At 69.7% G+C, this 22151-nt stretch carries 25 protein-coding genes; 14 read left to right on the forward strand and 11 right to left on the reverse strand.

Annotated elements, in window-relative coordinates; genetic code table 11:
• Window positions 1–427: 427 nt before the first annotated feature.
• The 6 genes from ABD691_RS24900 to ABD691_RS24925 form a co-directional block, all read right to left on the reverse strand.
• Window positions 428–727, reverse strand: coding sequence for an antibiotic biosynthesis monooxygenase family protein (locus ABD691_RS24900; RefSeq protein ID WP_344683647.1), 300 nt, complete (start codon window positions 725–727; stop codon window positions 428–430).
• Between the two features lie 157 nt (window positions 728–884).
• Window positions 885–2255: an allantoinase AllB gene (allB, locus tag ABD691_RS24905; protein ID WP_344683649.1), complete on the reverse strand. Its 1371-nt coding sequence runs from the start codon at window positions 2253–2255 to the stop codon at window positions 885–887.
• Window positions 2256–2738: 483 nt separating this feature from the next.
• Entirely contained in the window at window positions 2739–3851 is a 1113-nt protein-coding gene (locus ABD691_RS24910) for a glycerate kinase (RefSeq protein WP_344683651.1), read from the reverse strand.
• A gap of 195 nt (window positions 3852–4046) precedes the next feature.
• Window positions 4047–5750 (reverse strand): glyoxylate carboligase, encoded by a 1704-nt coding sequence (gene gcl / locus ABD691_RS24915; protein WP_344683653.1) that lies wholly within the window; start codon window positions 5748–5750, stop codon window positions 4047–4049.
• Between the two features lie 211 nt (window positions 5751–5961).
• Window positions 5962–6918 carry a 2-hydroxy-3-oxopropionate reductase gene (locus ABD691_RS24920; RefSeq protein ID WP_344683655.1) on the reverse strand — a complete coding sequence of 319 codons (957 nt, stop codon included), beginning with the start codon at window positions 6916–6918 and terminating at the stop codon, window positions 5962–5964.
• Window positions 6919–6927: 9 nt separating this feature from the next.
• Complete coding sequence (locus ABD691_RS24925) at window positions 6928–7725, reverse strand: hydroxypyruvate isomerase family protein (RefSeq protein WP_344683657.1); 798 nt, start codon at window positions 7723–7725, stop codon at window positions 6928–6930.
• Between the two features lie 292 nt (window positions 7726–8017).
• On the opposite strand from ABD691_RS24925, the gene ABD691_RS24930 reads away from it, so the two are divergent.
• The 6 genes from ABD691_RS24930 (at window position 8018) to ABD691_RS24955 (ending at window position 12353) form a co-directional block, all read left to right on the forward strand.
• Window positions 8018–8275 (forward strand): thiamine-binding protein, encoded by a 258-nt coding sequence (locus ABD691_RS24930; protein WP_344683659.1) that lies wholly within the window; start codon window positions 8018–8020, stop codon window positions 8273–8275.
• A 4-nt stretch (window positions 8276–8279) separates the two neighbouring features.
• On the forward strand, window positions 8280–8642 hold the full coding sequence (locus ABD691_RS24935; RefSeq protein ID WP_344683661.1) for a helix-turn-helix domain-containing protein: 363 nt from the start codon (window positions 8280–8282) through the stop codon (window positions 8640–8642).
• 207 nt (window positions 8643–8849) lie between these two features.
• Window positions 8850–9374, forward strand: a complete 525-nt coding sequence (uraD, locus tag ABD691_RS24940) for a 2-oxo-4-hydroxy-4-carboxy-5-ureidoimidazoline decarboxylase (RefSeq protein WP_344683662.1) — start codon at window positions 8850–8852, stop codon at window positions 9372–9374.
• Window positions 9371–9769 (forward strand): hydroxyisourate hydrolase, encoded by a 399-nt coding sequence (gene uraH / locus ABD691_RS24945; RefSeq protein ID WP_344683664.1) that lies wholly within the window; start codon window positions 9371–9373, stop codon window positions 9767–9769. Before uraD ends, uraH begins: the two co-directional genes overlap by 4 nt.
• Before the next feature lie 6 nt (window positions 9770–9775).
• Window positions 9776–10666: a factor-independent urate hydroxylase gene (pucL, locus tag ABD691_RS24950; RefSeq protein WP_344683665.1), complete on the forward strand. Its 891-nt coding sequence runs from the start codon at window positions 9776–9778 to the stop codon at window positions 10664–10666.
• A gap of 226 nt (window positions 10667–10892) precedes the next feature.
• Window positions 10893–12353, forward strand: a complete 1461-nt coding sequence (locus ABD691_RS24955) for a nucleobase:cation symporter-2 family protein (protein WP_344683667.1) — start codon at window positions 10893–10895, stop codon at window positions 12351–12353.
• Window positions 12354–12420: 67 nt separating this feature from the next.
• Here ABD691_RS24955 and ABD691_RS24960 read toward each other — a convergent pair whose 3' ends face one another.
• Together ABD691_RS24960 and ABD691_RS24965 are read right to left on the reverse strand one after the other, a co-directional pair.
• Window positions 12421–13344, reverse strand: coding sequence for a sigma-70 family RNA polymerase sigma factor (locus tag ABD691_RS24960; RefSeq protein WP_344683669.1), 924 nt, complete (start codon window positions 13342–13344; stop codon window positions 12421–12423).
• Window positions 13334–13564, reverse strand: a complete 231-nt coding sequence (locus ABD691_RS24965) for a hypothetical protein (protein WP_344683671.1) — start codon at window positions 13562–13564, stop codon at window positions 13334–13336. Before ABD691_RS24965 ends, ABD691_RS24960 begins: the two co-directional genes overlap by 11 nt.
• A gap of 234 nt (window positions 13565–13798) precedes the next feature.
• Here ABD691_RS24965 and ABD691_RS24970 point away from each other — a divergent pair, with 234 nt between their 5' ends.
• The 4 genes from ABD691_RS24970 to ABD691_RS24985 all read left to right on the forward strand — a co-directional run bounded on the left by ABD691_RS24970 (window position 13799) and on the right by ABD691_RS24985 (window position 17221).
• Window positions 13799–14656 (forward strand): glycoside hydrolase family 43 protein, encoded by an 858-nt coding sequence (locus tag ABD691_RS24970; RefSeq protein WP_344683673.1) that lies wholly within the window; start codon window positions 13799–13801, stop codon window positions 14654–14656.
• 255 nt (window positions 14657–14911) lie between these two features.
• A complete protein-coding gene (locus ABD691_RS24975) occupies window positions 14912–16204 on the forward strand; it encodes a NucA/NucB deoxyribonuclease domain-containing protein (RefSeq protein WP_344683677.1) in 1293 nt (430 codons plus the stop codon).
• 64 nt (window positions 16205–16268) lie between these two features.
• Window positions 16269–16715, forward strand: a complete 447-nt coding sequence (locus ABD691_RS24980; protein ID WP_344683679.1) for a hypothetical protein — start codon at window positions 16269–16271, stop codon at window positions 16713–16715.
• 116 nt (window positions 16716–16831) lie between these two features.
• Window positions 16832–17221, forward strand: a complete 390-nt coding sequence (locus ABD691_RS24985) for a VOC family protein (RefSeq protein ID WP_344683681.1) — start codon at window positions 16832–16834, stop codon at window positions 17219–17221.
• Here ABD691_RS24985 and ABD691_RS24990 read toward each other — a convergent pair.
• A complete protein-coding gene (locus ABD691_RS24990; RefSeq protein WP_344683682.1) occupies window positions 17218–17766 on the reverse strand; it encodes a TetR/AcrR family transcriptional regulator in 549 nt (182 codons plus the stop codon). The two genes, ABD691_RS24985 and ABD691_RS24990, sit on opposite strands and share 4 nt — an antisense overlap.
• 110 nt (window positions 17767–17876) lie before the next feature.
• Between ABD691_RS24990 and ABD691_RS24995 the strand changes: the two genes are divergently transcribed.
• Window positions 17877–18557: a hypothetical protein gene (locus ABD691_RS24995; protein ID WP_344683684.1), complete on the forward strand. Its 681-nt coding sequence runs from the start codon at window positions 17877–17879 to the stop codon at window positions 18555–18557.
• An 85-nt stretch (window positions 18558–18642) separates the two neighbouring features.
• Here ABD691_RS24995 and ABD691_RS25000 read toward each other — a convergent pair whose 3' ends face one another.
• On the reverse strand, window positions 18643–19512 hold the full coding sequence (locus ABD691_RS25000; RefSeq protein ID WP_344683959.1) for a helix-turn-helix domain-containing protein: 870 nt from the start codon (window positions 19510–19512) through the stop codon (window positions 18643–18645).
• A 136-nt stretch (window positions 19513–19648) separates the two neighbouring features.
• Here ABD691_RS25000 and ABD691_RS25005 point away from each other — a divergent pair, with 136 nt between their 5' ends.
• Window positions 19649–19915, forward strand: a complete 267-nt coding sequence (locus ABD691_RS25005) for a hypothetical protein (RefSeq protein WP_344683686.1) — start codon at window positions 19649–19651, stop codon at window positions 19913–19915.
• Here the strand turns inward: ABD691_RS25005 and ABD691_RS25010 are convergent.
• Window positions 19899–20417 (reverse strand): hypothetical protein, encoded by a 519-nt coding sequence (locus ABD691_RS25010; RefSeq protein WP_344683688.1) that lies wholly within the window; start codon window positions 20415–20417, stop codon window positions 19899–19901. The two genes, ABD691_RS25005 and ABD691_RS25010, sit on opposite strands and share 17 nt — an antisense overlap.
• Window positions 20418–20682: 265 nt before the next feature.
• Here ABD691_RS25010 and ABD691_RS25015 point away from each other — a divergent pair, with 265 nt between their 5' ends.
• Together ABD691_RS25015 and ABD691_RS25020 are read left to right on the forward strand one after the other, a co-directional pair.
• Window positions 20683–20877, forward strand: coding sequence for a hypothetical protein (locus ABD691_RS25015; protein ID WP_344683690.1), 195 nt, complete (start codon window positions 20683–20685; stop codon window positions 20875–20877).
• A gap of 34 nt (window positions 20878–20911) precedes the next feature.
• Window positions 20912–21817, forward strand: coding sequence for a serine/threonine-protein kinase (locus ABD691_RS25020; protein ID WP_344683692.1), 906 nt, complete (start codon window positions 20912–20914; stop codon window positions 21815–21817).
• The last annotated feature ends 334 nt before the right edge of the window (window positions 21818–22151 follow it).

Raw genomic sequence — 22151 nt, forward strand, 5'->3', positions numbered from 1 at the left:
CCCGGTGAGCTGGCGGGATCGCCGTCGCGCAGACCGGTGGACCACCGACGCCCCGGCCGGTGACCTCGGGCGAACCGCCAGAACCGCATCCGCGCAGGCCAGCCGACCACCGACGACCCAGCCAGTGACCTCGGACGACCCACCGGAACCGCCGCCGCGCAGCCCGGTGACAACCGACGCCCCGCCCAGCGACCTCGGACGAACCACCGAACCCGCCGCCACGCAGACCAGCCGACCACCGACAACCCGGCCGGTTACCTCGGACGTACCCGCCGGAACGGCCGCCGCGCGGCCGGTCGACCACCGACTACCCAGCCGGGGATCCCCGGCGACCCGCCTGAACCGCCGCCGCACAGGCCAGCCGACCACCGACAACCCGCCCAGCGACCTCAAGCGAACCCGCCGAAACCGCCGCCGCGCGGCCGGTTCAAGCGCCCGCGGCCTCCTCCTGGATCAGCTCGTACAGGCCGCGGTAGCCGATGAAGTCGCGCATCGCGGGCAGCTTCGCGCGGTACTGCTCGCGCTCGGTGGCGGCGCGCCACTCGTCCTTGCTCTCCCATTCCTCGACGCCGATGAACGCGAAGATCCCGACGTCCTCGGCGCTGCGGCGGTAGAGCCGGGAGCCCAGGCAGCCGACGAGCTCGGCGGCCAGCGCCTGCCACGCCTCCAGGAACTCGTCCTCCCGCCCGGTGGGGACGTCGAAGCAGTGGATCAGCGTGACGGCCATGGCGCTCCCCGGGACGACGACAACCCGACAGGCCGTGATGATCGCAGCGGGACGCCGGTTCCGCAGGGCGATCCACTGTGGACGTACATGCGAAGGGGCCGTGCCGCTCCGAAAGAGCGCACGGCCCCGCACCGCCGGTCGCAGGAAACCGGCGAGGTCAGGCATCACCCCTGGTCAGCAGCTGACCCAGCGGGGAGTCGTCGGCGCCGGTCCCGGCGATCCGGGTGCCGCGCAGCCAGGTGCCGCGCACCACCCCGGACAGCGGCCTGCCGTGGTACGGCGAGACCGGGTTGCGGTGCGCGAGCTTGGCGACGTCGACGACGAAGGCGTCGTCGGGCGCGAAGACGCACAGGTCGGCGTCGTGGCCGACCGAGATCGCGCCCTTGCGGCGCAGCCCGGCGATCTCGGCGGGGCGGCGGGCCATCCAGCGCACCACGTCGGAGAGCGCGTAGCCGCGGACCCGCGCCTGCGTCCACACCGCCGAGAGACCGAGCTGGAGGCTGGACACCCCGCCCCAGGCGACGCCGAAGTCACCGATGTCGAACCGCTTGAGGTCGGCGGTGCAGGGCGAGTGGTCGCTGACCACGCAGTCGATGATCCCGTCGGCCAGGCCCTTCCAGAGCAGTTCCCGGTTGCGCGCCTCCCGGATCGGCGGGCACGCCTTGAACTGGGTGGCGCCGTCCGGGATCTCCTCGGCGGCGAAGTTCAGGTAGTGCGGGCAGGTCTCCACGGTCACCCGCACCCCGTCGGCCCGCGCGGAGGCGATCATCGGCAGCGCGTCCGAAGAGGACAGGTGCAGGATGTGCACCCGCGCGCCGATGCGGCGGGCAAGCTCGATGACCTGCGCGATGGCGAAGTTCTCCGCGCCGCGCGGGCGGGAGGCGAGGAAGTCGGAGTACGCCTCGCCGTGCGGGGCGGGCGCGTGCTCGATGGCGTCGGAGTCCTCGGCGTGCACGATCATCAGCGCGTCGTGCTCGGCGAGGTTGCGCAGGGCGGCGTCGAGCTCGTCGGGGGCCAGCGGCGGGAACTCGTCCACGCCGGAGTGCAGCAGGAAGCACTTGAACCCGAACACGCCGGCCTCGTGCAGACCGCGCAGCTCGGTGAGGTTGCCGTGCACCGCGCCGCCCCAGAACCCGACGTCGACGTGCACCCGGCCGGTCGCGGACTTGCGCTTGACCTCCAGCGCACCGGTGTCGATGGTCGGCGGCAGGCTGTTGAGCGGCATGTCGACGATCGTGGTGATGCCGCCCGCGGCGGCGGCCCGAGTAGCGGTGTCGAAGCCCTCCCACTCGGCGCGGCCGGGATCGTTGACGTGCACGTGGCTGTCGACCAGCCCGGGCAGCAGGACCTCGTCGTCGGCCAGCTCGACGACCTCCGCCCCGTCGAGCGGGGTGTCGTAGGACTCGACGGCGGCGATGCGGCCGTCGCGGACCCCGACGGTTGCGGAGCCCTCGCCGTGCGGCCCGATGAGCCTGCGCGCGCGGAAGACGACGTCGAATGCCGGTGACCCGGTGGCTGGTGCGGCCAACGCGGTTACCTCCCTCTCCATTGCTTCAACAGAATGTTGAACTCAGCGGAGCGTCAGGTCAAGGCCCGATTTATTCCGCGATATGAAGTATACTTGCCGATATCTGGAATTATCGGCAAGTTCTCAGCGGAGTCAAGGGCTGCGGGACGGCGGGGCAAGTCTCACCTACGAGGGCGGGGTTGAAGTCTCCCCGCACAAGGGCGGGGTTTGGTTCTCATCCCGTCGACCTGGCGCCAGCCCGATCAGACCGTGTCAAGGGGGCACACAAAGCAAAACCGCAGCGCCCAAGCAAAACGGCCCCCTTGACGCGGTCTGATAGCCCTCCGTGGAGGTCGACGGGATGAGAACCACCCCAACCGAACCGCAGCCGGACAACGAAGACTCATCCCGGAGACCTGCCAGGGGTCTGGGGCCGGCGAGGACCCCAGAAACCACCTACGCAACGGACCCCAAACCAACAAACCCCAACCCCGAACCCACCCCCTACAACCACTCCGCGGCCACCCGCTCGCCCAAGTCGCCGAGCAGCGCGGCGCCCTCGCGCATGCTGCGCTCGATGTCCGGCTCGATGTCGGCCAGCGCGTACGCGGCGGCGAAGCCCGCCGCGCGCAGCCGGTCCGGCGACAGCTGGCAGCGGCCCGCGACAGCCACCACCGGCACCCCCGCCGCCACCGCCCGCGACGCCACGCCCGCCGGTGCCTTGCCGTGCAGGGTCTGCTCGTCGAGCGAGCCCTCGCCGGTGATGACCAGGCGGGCGCCTTGGAGCAGCCGGTCGAAGCCGACCAGGTCGAGCACGACGTCGGTGCCCGCTCGGCGGCGCGCGCCCAGCACCGCCATCGCCGCGTAGCCGACGCCGCCCGCGGCCCCTGCCCCGGGCCGGTCCGCGACATCGCCGCTGGACACCGCTCGCGCCCACCTCGCGAGCGCCGCGTCCAGCAGCTCCACCTGCTCCGGGTCCGCGCCCTTCTGCGGGCCGTAGACGTGCGCCGCGCCCTTCGGGCCGAGCAGCGGGTTGTCCACATCGGACGCCAGGATGATCTCCGCCTCGGTCACCCGCGGGTCCAGGCCTGCGAAGTCCACCAGGTCCAGGTCGGCCAGGGCCCCGCCGCCGGGCGCCAGCTCCGTTCCGTCGGCGGCCAGCAGCCGCGCGCCCAGCGCGGTCAGCATCCCGGCTCCCCCGTCGGTGCAGGCCGATCCACCGACCCCCAGGACGATGGTGCGGGCGCCCTCGTCGAGCGCCGCCCGGATCAGCTCGCCGGTTCCGGCGCTGGTCGCGGTCAGCGGCGCCAGCGCGGCCGGGTCCAGCAGCGCCAGCCCGGACGCCGCGGCCAGCTCCACCACCGCAGTGTCGCCGTCGACGGCGATCTCGGCGTCGACCGGTTCCCCGACCGGCCCGCCGACCCGCACCGGCACCCGCCGGTAGCCGCTGGCCAGCGCCGCCTGCACGGTGCCGTCCCCGCCGTCGGCGACGGGCGCCATCCGGACCGGCAGACCGGGGTCCACCCGCCGCAAGCCGTCGGCCACCGCCTCGGCTACTCCCGGAGCCGTCAGCGAGCCCTTGAACTTGTCCGGCGCGATCAGCACGTGTCCAGGCACAGCACACTCCACATCGGCGATTACAGGAGTGTCCCCCGCCTCGTACGCCCGGCACGTAGGTCGGCGGGGGACACCAAGAGGTACCGGCTCATTCCAGCCGATCCCTCCGCTTGGGGGTAGGGCCGCTCGCCGGGACACCACCGCGCATCCCGACGAGCGACCCGCTCCGGACTCCGCCCGAGCCCGGAAGCTCCGTCAGAGGTTCGGGACCTCTTCCGGCTCGATCATGGCGTCGATCCGGATGCCGCGCGGGGTGTTGGCCTCCCGCTCGATCATCACCTCGACCAGCACCGGACGGCTGGTCGCGACGGCCTCTTTGCGCGCCCACTCGATGGTGTCGGCGAGGTCGGCCGGGTTGATCACCCGGCGGCCTGAACAGCCGTAGGCCTCCATGACCTTGACGTTGTCCGTGCCGAAGTCGTCGTAGTGGATGTCGACCTCGGTCTTCATGCCGAACGCGTCGTTCTCGGCCTGGCGGATCAGGCCCAGGTACTCGTTGTTCAGCATGATGATCACGAACGGCACGTTGTACTGCGCCGCGACCGCGAGCTCCTCGACCAGGAACTGGAAGCCGTAGTCGCCGACCACCGCGGCGACCTCGGCCTCCGGCTTGGCCGACTTCACGCCGATGGCGGCCGGGATCTCCCAGCCGAGCGGCCCGGCCTGGCCGCAGACCTGGTAGTGCCGCGGCTTGTGCGCGGTCTGGAACTGGCCGGACCAGATCTGGTAGAGCCCGATCGCGGTGACGAAGTAGGTGTCGGGGTCGAACAGCGCGTTGATCTCCCGGAACACCCGCGGCGCCTTGATCGGCACGGTGTCGTAGTCGTCCGGGCGGGTCAGGGTGCGCTTGAGCTCGACGACCCTGGCGACCCAGGACGAGAAGTCCTTCGACGCCTTGCGGCGGCGCGCGGTCTCCAGCAGCGCGTCGAGGAACAGCCCGGTGTCGGAGACGATGCCCAGGTCCGGCCCGAAGACCTTGCCGAGCTGCGTCGGCTCGATGTCGACGTGGATGAACTTGCGGTCACCGCGGTAGACGTCGAGCGCACCGGTGTGCCGGTCGCCGAAGCGGGCGCCGAGCGCGAGCACCAGGTCGGACTCCATGAACGACTGGTTGCCGTAGCGCTGGCTGGTCTGGATCCCGGTCATGCCCGCGAACAGCTCGTGGTCCTCCGGGAACGAGCCCTTGCCCATCAGCGTGGTCTGCACCGGGACTCCGAGCAGTTCGGCGAGCTCGCGCAGCTTCTCGTGGGCCTCGCCGAGGATCACGCCGCCACCGGCGAGGATCAGCGGCTTGTCGGCCTCCAGCAGCAGGTCGAGCGCCCTGTCCACCCGCGGCTGGTGCGGCTCGACGGCGGGGACCGGCAGCGGGGCGTCGATCGAGGGATCCCACTCGATCTCCTGCTTCTGCACGTCCAGCGGCAGGTCGATCAGCACCGGGCCGGGACGCCCGGACCTGGCGATCCGGAACGCCTCGCGGAAGATCCACGGCGCCTGGGCGGCCTCCTTGACCTGCACCGCCCACTTGGTGACCGGCTTGGCGATCTCGACGATGTCGACGGCCTGGAACGCCTCCTGGTGCAGCTTGCTGGAGACGGCCTGGCCGGTGATGCAGATCATCGGGATGGAGTCGGCCTGGGCGGTGTAGAGACCGGTGACCATGTTGGTGCCCGCCGGGCCGGAGGTGCCGATGGCGACCCCGACCTTGCCGTTGGTGCGCGCCCAGCCGTCGGCCATGTGGGTCGCGCCCTCTTCGTGGCGGACGATCAGGTGCTTGATGTCGCGGTGCTCCATCGCCGCGTACAGCGGGAGGATCGCGGCGCCGGGGCAGCCGAACGCGATGTCGACGCCTTCGGACTCCAGGACGTCGACGACTGCCTGCATGACAGGGACTTTGGGCATGGTGTATACACCTTTCGGGTGCGGACGCCCCGGCTCCCGGGTGCTGGCCGCATCGATCTGTGGCGCGAGCGGGCGGCTCTGATGCTTGGCGGCTGTGACCGCCTGCTCGCTGCCTCTGAAGTTCTTCTCCCCCGGTTCCGCGCGGTCGGCAGGTCGAGGAAGGCGGCGCCGGGCCGAGTGTGTGTGGACGAGGCGGCCCGGCGCCGCGTGGTCACTCGCGACCGCTGAGCTGCGCGATCTGCTTGAACAGGCCGGAGTGGTCGAGCCTGCCGTCGCCCTGGGCATTGGCCGCGGCGATCAGCTGGGTGACCAGCGCGCCGATCGGCAGCGCGAGCCCGGCGTTGCGGGCGGCGGCTTCGAGGTTGCCGAGGTCCTTGTTGTGCAGCTCGATGCGGAAGCCCGGGGAGAACTCGCGGTTGCGCATCTTGTCGCCCTTGGCGTCGAGCACGGTGCTGCCCGCGAGGCCGCCGCCGAGGGCGCGCAGGCCCGCCTCGGTGTCGACGCCGTGCGCCTCCAGGAAGATCAGCGCCTCGGCCACCAGGCCGATGTTGCCCGCCACGATGAGCTGGTTGGCGATCTTCACGGTCTGCCCGGAACCGGCCGGGCCGACGTGCACGATCGTGGTGCCCACGGCCTCCAGGATCGGCTTCGCCGCCTCGAAGGCGTCGGCCTCGCCGCCGACCATCAGCGACAGCGTGCCGTCGATCGCCTTCGGCTCACCGCCGCTGACCGGCGCGTCGACGACCTTCACGCCCTTGGCGGCACCGGCCTCGGCGACCTTCACCGAGGTGTCCGGCCGGATGCTGCTGCAGTCGATGAACAGCGCGCCCGCGCGGATGTGCTCGAACACGCCGCCCTCGCCGAGCACGGCCGCGTCGACGTCCGGCGAGTCGGGCAGCATCGTGATGACGACGTCGGCGTCCTTGACCGCTCCCGCGATGTCGGCCGCGCCCCGTCCGCCCTGCTGCACCAGCAGGTCGATCTTGTCCTGGGTGAGGTTGGTGCCGACGACGTCGTAGCCCGCCTTCACCAGGTTCGCGGCCATCGGGCTGCCCATGATGCCCAGTCCGACGAATCCGATCGTGGTCATGTCCGTCCTCCGTTGTTCTCTGGGGACTCGATTGCGGTCTTGGAAGTTCTGTCGAGGTTCTTCGGACGAGTCCGTCAACTCTGCTGGTCAGCGCTTGATCCAGCCGAAGCTGTCGGCGCTGGCGCCGCTGGGCTTGTACTCCAGGGCGACGTAGCCGTCGTAGCCCGCGGCGCGGACCCGGCCGAGGTAGTGGTCGAAGTCGATCTCGCCGGTGCCGGGCTCGTTGCGGCCAGGGGCGTCGGCGATCTGGACGTGCCCGATGACGCCGCTGTGGCGGTCGAGCACCGCATCGAGGTCGTCGCCGTTGACCGTCAGGTGGTAGAGATCGAACAGCAGGCGCAGGTTGTCCACGCCGCCCTCGTTGTGCACGCGGTCGATGACGCCGAGCGCGTCCACCGCGGTCTTCAGCGGGTACGCGGGCATGCCGCTGACCGGCTCGATGAGCACGGTGCCGCCGATGCGGCCGATGGCCTTGGCCGCGCGGATCAGGTTCTCGGTCGCGACCTCGTCCTGCCTGGCGGGGTCGACCCCGTCGAGGCGGTTGCCGTACAGGGCGTTGAAGGCCCGGCACCCGGTCCGCTCGGCGATGGCCGCGACGACGTCGATGTTGTCGGCGAACTCGCCCGCCCGGACCGGGTCGGACAGCACGCCGCGGTCGCCGGCCGGCATGTCCCCGGCGAAGAAGTTCAGCCCGATCAGCGAGACGCCCGCGTCGTTGACGGCGGAGACGAAGCGGTCGACCTCGGCGTCGGAGGGCACGGCGGCCGGGAACGGCCACCAGTACTCCACCGCGTCGAATCCGGCGGCCTTGGCCGCCGCGGGACGCTCCAGGACGTCGAGCTCGGTGAAGAGGATCGAGGCGTTGACGGCGTACTTGAGATCCACGGGCACCTCCCTAGTTATTTCGCGATACGGAAGCTTTGTTTCGTACAGCGATAGACTAGCGAGCGGCGGGCAATCGGTCAACGATTTGTTGAAGACCTCGATCAACGGGGAAGCGGCAGGTCGCGGCGGGACCGGCGGGCGGCGCGATCGACTCGCCGCATCAGCGCGGAGGAGTCCGTATGGTGGAACTCCATTTCCAGACCCGCCGCGAGGTCCGGGCAGTTCCCGACAGGGCCGCCGAACCCGGCGCGCGGCGGGCTACCGTGCCTATCGTGCACCCGGAGGCCGAAGGATGATCTTGCGAGCTGAGTTCACCACCGAACCGTTCGAGGGCGAGGGCGACCCGCCCGCCCACGCGCTCGCCGCCCGCGACCGGTTGCTGGAGGCCGGGCTGGAGCCCGACTTCGGCCCGCTGGGAACCTCGATCACCGGCGACCGCGAGGTCCTGCTGCCCGCGCTGGCCGCGGTGCTGGAGACCGCGCTCGACTCCGGTGCGCACCGAATCACCCTGCAAGTCACCGTCGACGGTGCCCCTGTTGAGGAGTCCTAGGGCCGTGCATCCGCTCGCCACCGCGATCACCCCGCTGCTGGAGCAGATCGGCGCCACCGCCGTTCCCGCCGAGCAGCGGGAACCCGGCGACGTCGTCCTGTACTGGGAGGGCGTGCCCGCCGTCGCCGTCCGGCTGCCCGGCGAGGAGCTGACCAGCGCGCTGGACCGGATGATCGGGCAGGTCGAGTCCGAGCTCGGCGCCCGCCTGCCCGACCTGCCGCGCCCGGAGAAGCAGCGCGCGGTCCGGCTGCTGGAGGAGCGCGGCGCGTTCACGCTGCGCAAGTCGGTGGAAGCGGTGGCCAAGGCGCTCGGCGTCAGCCGCTTCACGGTCTACAACTACCTCAACCGCGAGCAAACCGGTAAGTAGCCCCGCACGCCGCACTTGTGCGGATTGCACAGTTCCGGCAACCGGAATTTCAACAAAGTGTTGACATCGCTGGTCGGGCGGTCGTAGCTTCTCGTTCACCAAAGCTTGCGGCCCAGGCCACACACCCTGACCGGCATGTTCGGACTTCGGCGTCCGCCGCCGGGAGCGACCGCGCCGCGAGCCAGCGTCTCTCTCGTGGGGAATCCAATGCCAGCACCTTCACCGGCCGGGAACGGGGCCGAGCCGCGGCGGCTGAACGCCCTGCCGCGACCGGAACTCCTGGACCAGCTGCTCGCCTGCCTCGACGTCCGCCGCTGGGCGGACGAGGTCGCCGACGGCCGCCCGTTCGCCACCACCACCGAGGTCTACGACCTCGCCGACGCCGCCGCGCGGAACCTGACCCGCGAGGAGATCGACTCCGCGCTGGCCGCCCACCCCCGCATCGGCGAGCGCGCGGAGGGCGAGGACACCTCCTCGTCCTGGTCGCGCAGCGAGCAGGCGGGTGTGAGCGAGGACGCCGAGCTGCGCGAAGCGCTGCGCGAGGGCAACGCCGAGTACGAGCGCCGGTTCGGGCACGTCTACCTGGTCTGCGCCACCGGTCGCAGCGGCGCGGAACTGCTGGAGATCCTGCGCTCCCGGCTCGGCAACGACCCGGAGACCGAACTGCGGATCGTCGCCGACGAACTCCGCAAGATCGCACGGCTGAGATTGGCGAAGGTGATCGAGGGATGACGAGTCACGTCACCACCCACGTGCTCGACGCGGCGCAGGGCAGGCCCGCGTCCGGCGTCTCGGTACGGCTGGAAGCAGCCGAAGACTCGCTTGCGGGGTCGAGCATTGGCACCGAAGACTCGCTTGCGGGGTCGAGCATTGGCACCACCGAATGGACTTCCCTGGCCGAAGCGGTGACCGACGCCGACGGCCGGGTCAAGGAGCTGGGACCGGAGCAGCTGGAAGCCGGCGACTACCGGCTGACCTTCGGCACCGGGGACTACTTCGACCGACTGGGCATCGAGTCCTTCTATCCGCAGGTGCAGATCACCTTCCGGATCACCGATCCCGCGCAGCACTACCACGTGCCGGTGCTGCTGAGCCCGTTCGCCTATTCCACGTATCGAGGGAGCTGATCACGCATGGGCATCGCCATGGGCCCGAACCAGTACGGCAAGGCCGAGGTGCGCATCGTCTCGGTCAACAAGGACACGCCGCGCCACACCATCAAGGACCTCAACGTCAGCACCTCGCTGCGCGGCGACCTCGACGCCGTGCACTACACCGGCGACAACAGCAACTGCCTGCCGACCGACACGCAGAAGAACACCGTCTACGCCTTCGCCAAGGAGGCGCCGATCGGTGAGATCGAGGAGTTCGCGCTGCGGCTGGGGCGGCACTTCGTCGACACCGCCCACGGCATCACCGGGGCCCGCGTCCTGATCGACGAGTACTCCTGGGAGCGCATCCCGGTCGGCGGCGCCGGCCACGACCACTCCTTCGCCCGCTCCACCGACGAGAAGCGCACCACCGCGGTCACCGTCGACGGCGACCGGGCGCACGTGGTGTCGGGCCTGAAGGACCTGATCGTGCTGAAGTCGACCGGCTCGGAGTTCTGGGGCTACCCCAAGGACAAGTACACGACGCTGGCCGAGACCAACGACCGGATCCTGGCCACCGCGGTGACCGCGCGCTGGCGCTACCTGAGCACGGACCTGGACTTCGGCAAGAGCTTCGAGTCGATCCGGGCCACCATGCTGGAGGCGTTCGCCACCACGCACAGCCTCGCGCTCCAGCAGAGCCTGTACGAGATGGGCAAGCAGGTGCTCGAAGCGCACCCGGAGGTCGCCGAGGTCCGGCTTTCGCTGCCGAACAAGCACCACTTCCTGGTCGACCTGAGCTACTGCGACCTGGAGAACAACAACGAGGTCTTCTTCGCCGCCGACCGGCCCTACGGCCTCATCGAGGGCACGGTGCTGCGCGACGACGTCGACCCGGCGCCGCAGGCCTGGTACTCGCTGCCCGAGTTCTGATCGCCGCCCCGGGGGCCGCACCCGCGGCCCCCGGGACCTCGGCCGCGACGAAGTCCCAGCCCGGAGACAGCCCGTTTCCACGTCGACAACCACGTTTCCACGTCGACAACCCGTTTCCACAATGGCAACACTGTCTCATTTCCTCGTATACGCAAGGAAATACATCCACTACCCGGCATTGATAGTGACGTGATCTGATTTCCCCCCAGCGGCCCAGGAGTTCCCGATGGCCCTCTTCAAAGTCCGCCGCAACCGCGGTTCCCGCAACGGAAGAGCCGACGTGCATCCCGTGGACGAGATACTGGCACCCGGAAAGATGCTCTTCGCCGGCATCCAGCACGTAGCCGCGATGTACGCGGGCGTGGTGGCTCCGCCCATGATCGTCGGACAGGCCCTCGGGCTGCCGCCGGTCCAGCTGACCCTGCTGATCGGGGCGAGCCTGCTGACCGCGGGCCTGGCGACCCTGCTGCAGTCGCTCGGCGTGTGGCGGATCGGCGCCCGGATGCCCTTCGTCAACGGTGTCACCTTCGGTTCGGTGGCCCCGATCCTGGCCATCGTCGCCCAGCAGCAGACGCAGAACGCGCTGCCGGTCATCTACGGCTCGGTGCTGATCGCCGGTGTGCTGGCGTTCCTGGCCGCCCCCTACTTCTCCCGGCTCGTCCGGTTCTTCCCGCCGCTGGTCAACGGGACCGTGATCACGCTGATCGGGCTCTCGCTGATGCCGGTGGGCATCAAGTGGATCGCCGGTCAGAACCCCGAGGCACCGGACTACGCGGCGATGCCCAAGATCGCGCTCGGGGCCGGGACCATGGTGCTGGTCCTGCTGTTCAACCGCTTCCTGAAGGGCTTCCTCCAGCGGATCGCGCTGCTGATCGGACTGCTCGCGGGCACCCTGATCGCCTGGCCGCTGGGGATGGTCGACACCACCACGTTCTCCCAGGCGCCGCTGTTCAACGTGCCCACGCCGTTCCAGCTGGGAACGCCGGTGTTCGACCTGACGGCCACGCTGTCGATCTGCATCGTGATGCTGGTGGCGATGATGGAGAGCACCGCGGACATGATCGCGCTCGGCGAGATCGTGGACCGGCACGCGGACGAGAAGGTCATCGCGGCCGGCCTGCGCGCCGACGGCGCGGGCAGCGCGGTGAGCGCTGTCTTCGGCGGTTTCACGTGCAGCGCCTTCGCGCAGAACATCGGCCTGGTCGCGCTGACCGGTATCAAGAGCCGGTTCGTGGTCGCGGTCGGCGGCGGGGTGCTGGTGTTCCTGGGCCTGTTCCCGGTGCTCGGCGCGGTCGTCTCGCTGGTGCCGCTGCCGGTGCTCGGCGGCGCGGCGCTGGTGCTGTTCGGCTCGGTGGCGGCCAGCGGCATGAAGACGCTGAGCAAGGCCGGTCTGGGCGACCCGATGAACGCGCTGGTCCTGGCGGGATCGCTGGCGGTCGGCATGGTCCCGGTCATCGCGCCGCAGTTCTACGAGCACTTCCCGGCCGCCCTGCGGACCGTGCTCGACTCCGGCATCAGCACCGGCTGCATCGCCGCGCTGCTGCTCAACCTGCTGTTCAACGGAACACGTGGCAAGCTCTCCGCGGAAGAGTCCCCGGCGGTCGCCTCCGAGGGCCGGACCCCCGACGAAGCGGTACCGGCACCCCGAGCCTCGGAACAGGCGAAGTCGACCGAGTCGACGCGCTGACGCCGCAGGGCGCGCAAGAAGGGCGGGTGCCTCCCCCGGGCACCCGCCCTTTGCGCTGTCCTTCTTCTCAGCGGGTCTCGATCGCGATTTCCCCCCAGTTCTTGGTCAGGGCCGGGCTCAGCAACAAGCCGCCGATGATCATCGCCACGACTGCCATGAACAGACCCTTGCCCATGCTCAGCCCGTCGGCAGCAAGACCGAACCACCAGATCGCCCACGTGCCGGCAAGCATCGCGCAGACCAGGAACGCCATGATCTCCGCCCGGGCAGTGGCAGCCTTGATCTGCTGTATCAACCTGTACAGGACGTGGAGGGTGGCAAGACCGTATCCACCGCCCGCAACGACCACCACGGCCATGCCGCCATAGCCGCTCTCCAGCACCATGCGCACAAGCACGAACAGCAGAACGCTGCCTGAGAAGAAGCCGGCCAGCGTGAACAGGGCTACGAGCCCGGCGAACTGCGCGTGCGATTTGAGCTTGCGCAGCCCGCGGTCGCGATGAGCCGACACCGTCCCGACGCCCACCTTCATCCGGGCGGCGACCTCGGCTCGGGACAACCCGTGTTCCACCGTCCCCTCCACAGCGGTCCGCTGCGGGAGGGTCAGCACCTCCTTGATGTCGGAGATCTTGGCCAACCGTTCCAGTCGCAGCACTTCGTGCTCCACCGGCGAGTTCCACACCTGTTCCCGCGCGAGCTCGTGCGCTTCCGCCGGCTCTTCCGGAACATCGGCGGTCGGGGAGGGAAGGGCGAACCTGCGGCCTTCGCTCGCGGCCTTGCGGACCACGGACTTGATGACCTGGTAGGCATACCGGTCCGCATGCCTGATCGGATCCTTCGCGGTGCGCAGTGCCAGCCAGGTGTGCTGGACCACGTCGTCGGCGTCGAGCCGACCGGAAGGAACGTCGTAGAACCGAAGTTGCCGCTCGGCGAAACCTCGCAGCTTCTTTTGCCAGACCAGCCAGTCGTGGGTGAGTTCGTCAACGGTCACCGTTGGCCTCCCGGAGAGTCGCGGTGCCTCGGACGCGGATGCGCCACATAGTGCCGTCCCTCCAACGGCCCTGCAGCTCGGCCCCGGCCGGCAATCCTGCCGCTGCTGCGGCCAGTCGGGCGCGGGCTCGCAGCATCCACACCTCGGCGGCTGCGGCGGCCAGACAGGTCGCGCCGGGCAGGATCGCACCCAGGACCAGCAGAAGCAGGGGGTCGATCATCGCAGCACCTTTCGATCGATGGGCCGCTTCCGGATGATGCGGCGTTCGACGAGTACGGGTTCGATGCGGGCCGAATCCGTTACAGGTCGGCCGAACTCGCGCGCGGCACTCAGCCATCCCAAGGAGTTGCCAGCGGCTCCTAGGCCGTTAGTGGGAAGTCGCGGGAAAACCCTGCGGGGCGGGAGAAGTCCTCGACACCCTGGAAGCGACAACCGCGCCTGGGGGTGGCAACACATGGCCGTGCAGGTCATCGACCGGAACTTTCCCGATCCCGACATCCTGGAGCACAACGGCGTTTTCCACGCCTACGCGACGAACTCTCCCGACCACCACGTCCAGGTCGCGACGGCCGCACGGCTGGCGGGGCCGTGGCAGCAGCGGGCGGACGCGCTGCCACGGCTGCCGGGCTGGGTGGGGAAGAACGACGCGGGCAGCTCGAACGTCTGGGCGCCCGACGTCAGCCGCCGCCCGGACGGCACTTTCCTGCTGTACTACAGCGCCTTCCACGGCAAGAACCGCAGGCAGTCCATCGGGGCCGCCCTGTGCGAGCAGCCCGGCGGACCGTTCACCCCGGTCGGCGCGGAACCGCTGATCGCGGGCCCGGAACGCGGCGAGATCATCGATCCGGCGAGCTTCGTCGACGAAGACGGCCGCAGGTACCTGCTGTACCGGGACGGCCTGGACACGCCGACGATCCGCCTGCGCCCGCTCGCCACGGACGGCCTGACCCAGACCGGGGAGGAAACCGTCCTGGTGCGCGCGGACCGCCCGGAGGAGAACGGGATCGTCGAAGCCCCGGTGCTGATCCGCAGGCCCGAGGGGTACGTGCTGTTCTACTCGGCCCAGTGGTTCAACAGCGGGAAGTACTTCTGCAACTACGCGACCTCGACGAGCCTGACCGGCCCGTACACCAAGGCCGAAGGCGCGTTCCTCAGCCGCGACACCGTCGGCGTGACCGACCCCGGCGGCCAGGACGTCGTGGCGGACGGGAGCCGGATCGTCTTCCACGGCGACCTCGGCGAGCCCGGCGGACCTCGCGGGGTGTGGGTCGCGGAGCTGGGGTGGGACGGGCTCCGGCCCCGGCTCGGGTAGCCGCAGCCGCAGCCGCAGCCGCAGCCGCAGCCGCAGCCGCAGCCGCAGCCGCAGCCGCAGCCGGGGCGCATTCTGCCACGCCCGACCCTGCAGGTCCCCGTTTCGGCGATTTCAATGCTGTGACACGAGATTCATTCGGATGGCCGGTATCTATTCCCGCCGCCGTCGGCAACGATTGAGATCGTCTGTCTGTTCATCAATTCTGGGGTCCAATTGAAAAAGAAAACCAGGGCGCTGAGCATCCTGCTTTCCGGGATGCTGTTATTGGCCGGCGAAACGTCCGGCGCGGCAGTTCCGGACGACAACGGGGGATCCGGAATCGTCCACCCGCCCAGGTGGGCGGATGGCAGTGCGCCCCGATCTTGGGGCACCTCCTCGACCGGCACGCAGGAAGAGCTGAAGCGGCGCGCGGAATCGGAGCCGAAGCAGCTGTACTCGGTGCGGGCGGAGGACCGGTCCGGGGAGTTCTCACCACTGGCTTTCAACCAACCCGCTCCCGCCACCCTCGACGAGTGCCGGGCTTATTTCGACACCCATCCCGATGTGCCGGTCACGCAGTACAAGAACCGCCTGGCGATGTGCCAGCAGTACACGGTGGTCGTGCCCTTCCTGGACTGCTCTACGAATCCCTGCCAGGAGCTGGGATCGCAGTCGTTCCGGGTCATCATGGTCGGGAACGGGTCGATCGGAAAGGGCGGCATCGGCGAACGCGAGATGATTTTCCAGCTCGCCACCGACAGGCCCGCCACGACCGGAGCCGTTCCCCCGCCCAACGAGCGGGTGAAGTTCTCCGTCGAATGCCTTCCCAACGACGGACCGGCGTGCGAGTGGGACAACCACCACGCCTTCTCCTGGGAGCCGAGCCTGGGTGAGCTCCGCGAGCTGGTCCCGATGGTCTCGCCCACGTTCCGCTTCATGGACCGCACCGCGGAGGGGATCGACCCGGACGAGCAGAACTTCTTCGCTCTCGCCCCGAAGATCAGCCATCGCCACCTCCCGGCCGGACTCCTGGGCGAGGACTTCATCGTCCGCTGCGACCAGGCCGCCTACCTCGGCGGCGGTTCCTGCCTGTACACCGGCATCCAGCCGATCCTCGAGTACAAGAGGACGGACTTCCCGCAGTTCACCCAGCACCTCGCCGACGCGCAGTCCGGCGACATGTCCCTGACCAAGCCCGGCATCAACGGCAAGGAGATCCCCGGCAGCCTGCGGTCGGAGAAGCCCCTCACGCGCCTGTACTCCGGGCACGACCAAGTGTGGTACGACCGCAACAACGCCATCGCCGTGGCGAACTGCAAACTGCACTGGGGTGAAGATTATCCGAACAACCACCCCGAATACAAAAGGGACTGCGACGAGTACCCTTTCCGGTCGACGCATGAGGGTGCGGCCTACAACGAACAGATGGGTATCGACAGCAAGTGGTCGTACTCGTCCCGCGCCATCCATCGCGAGGACAACCGCGCGGCTGGTCGCGCGCTGAACAATTTCTACAACACGGAGCACGTGGTGCACGGTGACGCCTTCTGGGTCGAAGTGATCGACTGAGGCTTCCACCTCGCCGGTGTGCGGCGCCTTGCCGAAAGGCGCCGCACACCTGTATAAAACGGCCATGGCGAGCGAGGCGGTTCACGAACAGCACAGGGTCGTGCCCGTGGAGTTCGGACACTTCTACTTCGGCGACTGGCCGTCGAATCCGCACTACGCCATCCCGGTCGACAATCCCGGCCTCGATGCGGTGTGCACCGAGGCCGGTATCGCGTTCTTCAGCCAATGCGACGAAGGGGAATCGGCGCTCGTCTCGCTGTACTTCTTCGATGCACGGCCCGAAGACGCCGATCTCGGCGGAGCGACCCGCGGGGAACTTGAGATTTCCGGGCAGCAGGTGACGACTGCGACCACGGACATGCTTCCCATCGGCCCGTTCGCACCGCCCTTCACGGGCAGGGCCGAGGTGCGCATCTGGCGGTCGGACGGCCCGGCCTCCGGCGAGGTGCAGGCAGCCGAGGAGTGGCGCGTGTACCTGTGGCCGGCACGGGGACACGGCGAACGTCACTGACCTGCGAAGAAAAAGCCCACGGTTGCAGCGGCGGGCCTCCGCACCGCCGTTCCCCGCACCACAGGCGGAACCCAGCAAACCCGTGCGCAGCCTGGAGGTTCCTCTAGTGTGGCCAGATGGCATGCCGCATCAGTGAACTGATCCTCGACGCCGCCGATCCCGAGCGGCTGGCCGCGTTCTGGAGCGAGGTTCTCGGCTACGTCGAGCTCGACCGGGAAGATGACGGAAGCATCGAGATCGGACCGCCCGGCACCGGCTTCGGCGGCCCGCTGCCCACCCTCGTCCTCAGTCCCAGCAGCGAACCGCGGAACGGGAACCTGCGGCTGCACATCGACGTCAGCGCCACCGACCGCGACCAGGACGCCGAGCTGGAGCGGCTGCTCGCGCTGGGCGCCAGGCCCGCCGACGTCGGCCAGACCGGCGACGAGAGCTGGCACGTCCTGGCCGACCCGGAGGGCAACGAGTTCTGCCTCCTGCGCGCCCGGATCCAGCCGGTCCGGGCCTAGTCCAGGAGCCGCCGGGAGGCCAGGTCAAGGACCTCGGCGCGGGTGCGGGTGCCGTGGTCGGCGGCGATGAGGTTCTTCGAGATCGCCAGCGAGAAGGCGATCAGGCTGCGGGCCTCGACGTCGTCCTCGTCCGGGCAGAAGGTGCGGAACTGCGAGCGCGCGTAGTCGATCCGGCGGTTGTCGACCCGCCGGAGGCGTTCGGCGACGGCCGGATCGCGGCGCGCCCAGTCGCGGACGGCGAGGTCGATCGGGACCAGGTCGTCGGAGAAGGTCAGGATCCCGGCCAGCCGCACCTTGGCCCGGGGATCCGCGCACTCGTCCTCCACCTGCTCGATCACCTCGTCGATGGCCATCCGCTCCCAGGCGTCGAGCAGCGCGTCGAGGAAGGCGCCGCGGTCGGTGAAGTGCCAGTAGAAGCTGCCCCTGGTGGCGCCGACCGCCTTCGCCAGCGGCTCGACCCGCACCGCGTCCGGGCCGCCCGAGGCGAGCGCCTGGAGTCCCGCCGCGATCCACTTCTCCGGCGGGGTTCGGGTCGGCGGCGCCATCGGTTGCTCCTGTCGTCGCGGCCTCGGGTGCGGGGTTGACTCTGCCATCCGCCGGTCCCGGCCCGCCGAACCCGGTGCGGCTCGGATGCCGGTGCTGGCACTCTGATCACGTGCTCGAAGTCCTGGACAAGCTCGGCTCGGTGCTGTCGGCGTGCATCGGGCTCGTGGGGTTGGTCCTGACCGTCTACGGCCTGCGGTTGCAGCGACGGGCGACGGTGCCACCGCAACCGCCCGTCGCGCGGCCGCTCTTTCCACCGCTGCCGCCGGTCCAGGACGAGCCCACCATTCCCCTTCCGCGCTTGGAGATTCGGCACGTCGGCTGGTCGCCGCCTACAGGGGCGCTGCCGCCCGGTCAACCGGCCTGGGGCAAGGATCCGGGCTACGGCCAACCGGCGGGATACGGGCAACCGGCCGAGTACGGCCAGCAGCCGGGATACGGGCAGTCAGCGGGATACGGCCAGCAGCCGAGCTACGACCAACCGGCGACCTACGACCAGCAATCGAGCTACGACCCGGCCGACGACACGCCAATGGGCGGCCCGCCTCCCAGCTCCCCGCCGCCGGGGAGCGCGGTACCGGGGAGCCCGCCGCCGGGGAGCGCGGTGCAGGGCGGCGCAGCGCCGAGGCCGCAGCCGCCGCAGTCGCAGTCGCAGCCGCCGGGCCCGTGGCTGGAGCCGCCCCAGAAGCTCCTTCGACCCGCCACGGCTCGCAGGCGGAGCCCGCTGGTGCCGGTCGGCGTGGGACTGCTCGTCCTCGCCGTCGGACTGGCCCTGGCGACCTGGGTCTTCTAGGGGTTCAGCGGTCGAAGCGGCCGGACTTCAGCCCGGACAGGAAGGACTGCCACTGCTCGGCCGAGACCATGAAGTGGCCGCCCGTTCAGTCACTGGCAAGCCCTTCAGCGATCTTGCGGATCAGCGCGCTGGACCCTTGCTCGTCCAAGGCACAAGTGTCCAGCATCTCGGCGATCTTCACGAGCGGCGCTATTTCGGACGGCTCCCCGATGAAGATGCACAGCCGGGACGATTCGACGAAGACCTGCCGACTCCCGTCCGCGAACTCGTAGATCACGAACGGACCACCGATGCCGGGGCTCCCGCTCGCGTCGAAGGGAGTCACCCGGACACTGACGTGTTCCCTTCGCTGTACCGCGAGCAGTTTCTCCAGCTGCTCGCGCAGTACTCCGGGCTTGCCGAAGCTCCGGTGGAGCGCACCCTCCTCGATGAACATCGTCACCGCGGGTGCGTTCGGCCGGGACAGAAGGGCCTGCCGTCCCAGTCTCCTCGTCACGATGCGCTCGACCACATCTGGAGAACAGCTGTTTTCCAGAACCGCGCGGGTGTACTCGGCGGTTTGGGTCAGCCCTGGAATGAGGGCAACCGACGCCTGGGTGATCGAGACTGCCTCACGCTCAAGCGCCATCACACTCCCCGTGATGTCTGCGACTCGACCGCTTCCCACCCAGGCAGAGGCGTCACCTACCTCCCCCACAAGCTCGATCAGCTCCCGCTTCGCCTCGCCGGTCACGCCGTACAGCGCGCACAACGCGCTCATCTCGTCCCGGTCCGGAACGCGGCTCCCCAGTTCGGTCCGATTCACCGTCGAAGCCGACAGTCCCAGCGCCGATGCGACCGAACGGGTGGTCATCCCGCTCTTCTCTCGCAGCTTCCGGAGTTGCACGCCGATCCCTATTTGCCGCGGCTTCAGAGGACGCTTCAAGGCCCAACCTCGGCTTTCACCCGACTGCACGTGCCAGCCCTGGGACAAGAAGTCGCCTGATGGCCACCTGACCTGGCCCGTCCCAAGTTCGCTGAAACGGAAGCTATCCGCCTACTTTCCCGCGTGTCAGCAATTCCCCCTGCGGTTGAGCCGAAAGTAGGACGTCATGTGGCCGCACCCGATCCGTCCCGAGCCGCCCATGGTCTTCTGGATCGCCGGTATCGGCGAGAAAGTGCGCCATGCCACCGACATCCGGCCCGGGGCGGCTCCGGCGGGCGACTGGATCCCGTCGCTGTGCGAGGTGTGGTTCCGGGTGCCGTTCCCGACCATCATCGGCAGAGAACCGGCTTCCCGGTCGATCACCGATCACTGTCCACAGTGCACCGATGCTGCGGCGAAGCGCCGATACCGCGACATCAACTGGGACTTCTGAGCGCGATCACCCACATGACCACCGTGGTCGCCACCAGGCCGATGCACACGAGGGCCGTTCCAACGAGCAGGCGCCGGTGCCTCGCCAGCGGCCAGGCGACCACGCGCGCGAACGGCGGGGCCAGCATCGCCGGTACCGCGAACAGCACGGTCTGCCCGAACAACCCCCACATCGCCAGCCCGGAGAAAACGCCCAGCACGGCGAAACCCAGCAACGTCCCCCGCGGGCCCAGTTCCAGCCTGTCGCACAGGCGGTCCACGACCAGCGCCACCGGAGTCCCCAGCACCACGACCGCGGCGACGAACGGGAGCATCGCGAGCACGTTCAGGCCGTACTCCGCGATCTTGGGCAACGTGAGGGATTCCGCGTGCAGGACCAGGAGCTCGGCGTAGAGCGCTGCGGCCGCGATGGCGAAGGCCGCCACGCCGCCGGCGAACATCAACGGCTGGGCCGAACACCTCGTGGTCTCCGCGATCGATGAAGCTCGAAGGCGATGCGCCACGTCCATACCTTTTCGGTTGTGCGGGTCGACGTCCTCATGCAACCGCCGTCGGCACCTGCCGACAATCGACCGCGGCCGGTTCCACCCGGCTGGAGCAGCCCGCCGCCGCGACACCCCGGCCGCCGGGTGGCGTCAAGATCACAGCAACATGTCCGAAATGTCTCGACCTGACCACCGGAAACCGGGAGAATGATCACCACGGGAACTACTGACCCCGCGCCCGCCGTTGGTTCCCCAACAGACGCCGAGACGAGGAGAGAGCCCGATGAGCTTCGGCAAGTTCTTCAAGCACTTATCGCCCGCCAAGCACGTGCACGGTTCGCACAGCAGCAGCGACCACCGCCGCCGGGGAAGCAGCAGCGACCACCGGCGCCGTCGCCACAGCAGCAGCGACCACCGCCGTCGCAGGCACAGCAGCAGCGACCACCGGCGGCACTACCGCCGTCGCAGCCACAGCTGACGACCTCCGTGGAGCCCGAGCAGAAAGGCCGCCGGTGCTGGTCGATTCGCTGAGTTACTACTACGGCGAACAGGAGAACGACTGGGGGCCGCCCGGCGAGCCGCTGGCTCCCGGCGAACAGCTGGCGGCCGGGTACCGCGTCGTCGAGCACCTCCGCCGGGGAAGCAGGCTCGACGTCTACGACCTGTGGAGCGAGGAGCGGTCCTGCCGGTGCGTCGGCAAGACCCTCCGCCCGGAGCGCGCCGAGGACGAGACCGGGACCGGGTGGCTGCGCAACGAGGGTCTGCTGCTGACCACGCTGACGCACCCGTACCTGGTGCGCGGCTACGAGACGGTGCTGACCAACGAACCGGTCCGCCCGGCCGTGGTCACCGAGACGCTTCCGGGCCACACCCTCGGGTTCCTGATCGAGCAGCACGGCAGGCTGCGGCCGGTCGACGCCGCGGTGCTGGGCATCCAGCTCTGCTCGGTGCTGGGCTACCTGCACCGGCAGGGCTGGGTGCACCTGGACGTCAAGCCGTCCAACGTGGTCGAGGTGGGTGGCCGGGCGGTGCTGCTCGACCTGAGCCTGGTCTGCCGGATCGGCGACCGCAGCTCCGGCGGCACCTTCGACTACCTGTCGCCGGAGCAGGCGCGCGGGGACGAGATGACTCCGGCGGCCGACGTCTGGGGGCTGGGGATCACGCTGTACGAGACGCTGTCCGGTACCACGCCGTGGGCCGAGGTCTCGCACCGCGAGCGGCGCAGCGACGGCAGCCGCCGGTACCCGCAGGCCGAGTCGTCCCCGGCTCCGCTGCGCAGGCACCGGCGGCTGCCCGCGGCGCTGTCGCGGACCGTTGACGCGTGCCTGGCTTCCGATCCGGCGGCGCGGCCGTCGGTGCAGGAGGTGTCGGAGGCTCTGACGTCGTGGTCCGGGATCGACCCGGTCACCGCGGGCTGACGCCGGGCGGACGCCGGGCGGTGCCGGGCGGACCGGCGGCGGGCGGGCAGCGGCGCGGGCGGGAGAACCGGCCACGCCGAGCGCCGAGCGCCGATGCCGGAACCAACTCGCCTCGGCGTGTCGGCCGCCCCAACTCGCCCCCGTGCGTCGGACACCTCGACACGCTCCGGCGCGTCGACCACGCCAACCCGCCCCGGCGCGTCAACCACCCCGACACACCCCGGCGCGTCAACCACCCCAACACACCCCGGCGCGTCAACCACCCCGACACACCCCCGCGCGTCAACCACCCCAACACACCCCGGCGCGTCAACCAACCCAACACACCCCCGCG

This window comes from Saccharopolyspora taberi (assembly GCF_039534165.1).
Lineage (GTDB): Bacteria > Actinomycetota > Actinomycetes > Mycobacteriales > Pseudonocardiaceae > Saccharopolyspora_D > Saccharopolyspora_D taberi.

What these genes read in the sequence shown, in the direction of transcription:
- ABD691_RS24900 (WP_344683647.1), bottom strand. Translation starts at nt 727, where the DNA reads ATGGCCGTCACGCTGATCCACTGCTTCGACGTCCCCACCGGGCGGGAG.
- gcl (WP_344683653.1), bottom strand. Translation starts at nt 5,750, where the DNA reads ATGCCCAAAGTCCCTGTCATGCAGGCAGTCGTCGACGTCCTGGAGTCC.
- ABD691_RS24930 (WP_344683659.1), top strand. Translation starts at nt 8,018, where the DNA reads ATGATCTTGCGAGCTGAGTTCACCACCGAACCGTTCGAGGGCGAGGGC.
- uraD (WP_344683662.1), top strand. Translation starts at nt 8,850, where the DNA reads ATGCCAGCACCTTCACCGGCCGGGAACGGGGCCGAGCCGCGGCGGCTG.
- uraH (WP_344683664.1), top strand. Translation starts at nt 9,371, where the DNA reads ATGACGAGTCACGTCACCACCCACGTGCTCGACGCGGCGCAGGGCAGG.
- pucL (WP_344683665.1), top strand. Translation starts at nt 9,776, where the DNA reads ATGGGCATCGCCATGGGCCCGAACCAGTACGGCAAGGCCGAGGTGCGC.
- ABD691_RS24955 (WP_344683667.1), top strand. Translation starts at nt 10,893, where the DNA reads ATGGCCCTCTTCAAAGTCCGCCGCAACCGCGGTTCCCGCAACGGAAGA.
- ABD691_RS24965 (WP_344683671.1), bottom strand. Translation starts at nt 13,564, where the DNA reads ATGATCGACCCCCTGCTTCTGCTGGTCCTGGGTGCGATCCTGCCCGGC.
- ABD691_RS24970 (WP_344683673.1), top strand. Translation starts at nt 13,799, where the DNA reads ATGGCCGTGCAGGTCATCGACCGGAACTTTCCCGATCCCGACATCCTG.
- ABD691_RS24975 (WP_344683677.1), top strand. Translation starts at nt 14,912, where the DNA reads ATGCTGTTATTGGCCGGCGAAACGTCCGGCGCGGCAGTTCCGGACGAC.
- ABD691_RS24980 (WP_344683679.1), top strand. Translation starts at nt 16,269, where the DNA reads ATGGCGAGCGAGGCGGTTCACGAACAGCACAGGGTCGTGCCCGTGGAG.
- ABD691_RS24985 (WP_344683681.1), top strand. Translation starts at nt 16,832, where the DNA reads ATGGCATGCCGCATCAGTGAACTGATCCTCGACGCCGCCGATCCCGAG.
- ABD691_RS24990 (WP_344683682.1), bottom strand. Translation starts at nt 17,766, where the DNA reads ATGGCGCCGCCGACCCGAACCCCGCCGGAGAAGTGGATCGCGGCGGGA.
- ABD691_RS25005 (WP_344683686.1), top strand. Translation starts at nt 19,649, where the DNA reads ATGTGGCCGCACCCGATCCGTCCCGAGCCGCCCATGGTCTTCTGGATC.
- ABD691_RS25015 (WP_344683690.1), top strand. Translation starts at nt 20,683, where the DNA reads ATGAGCTTCGGCAAGTTCTTCAAGCACTTATCGCCCGCCAAGCACGTG.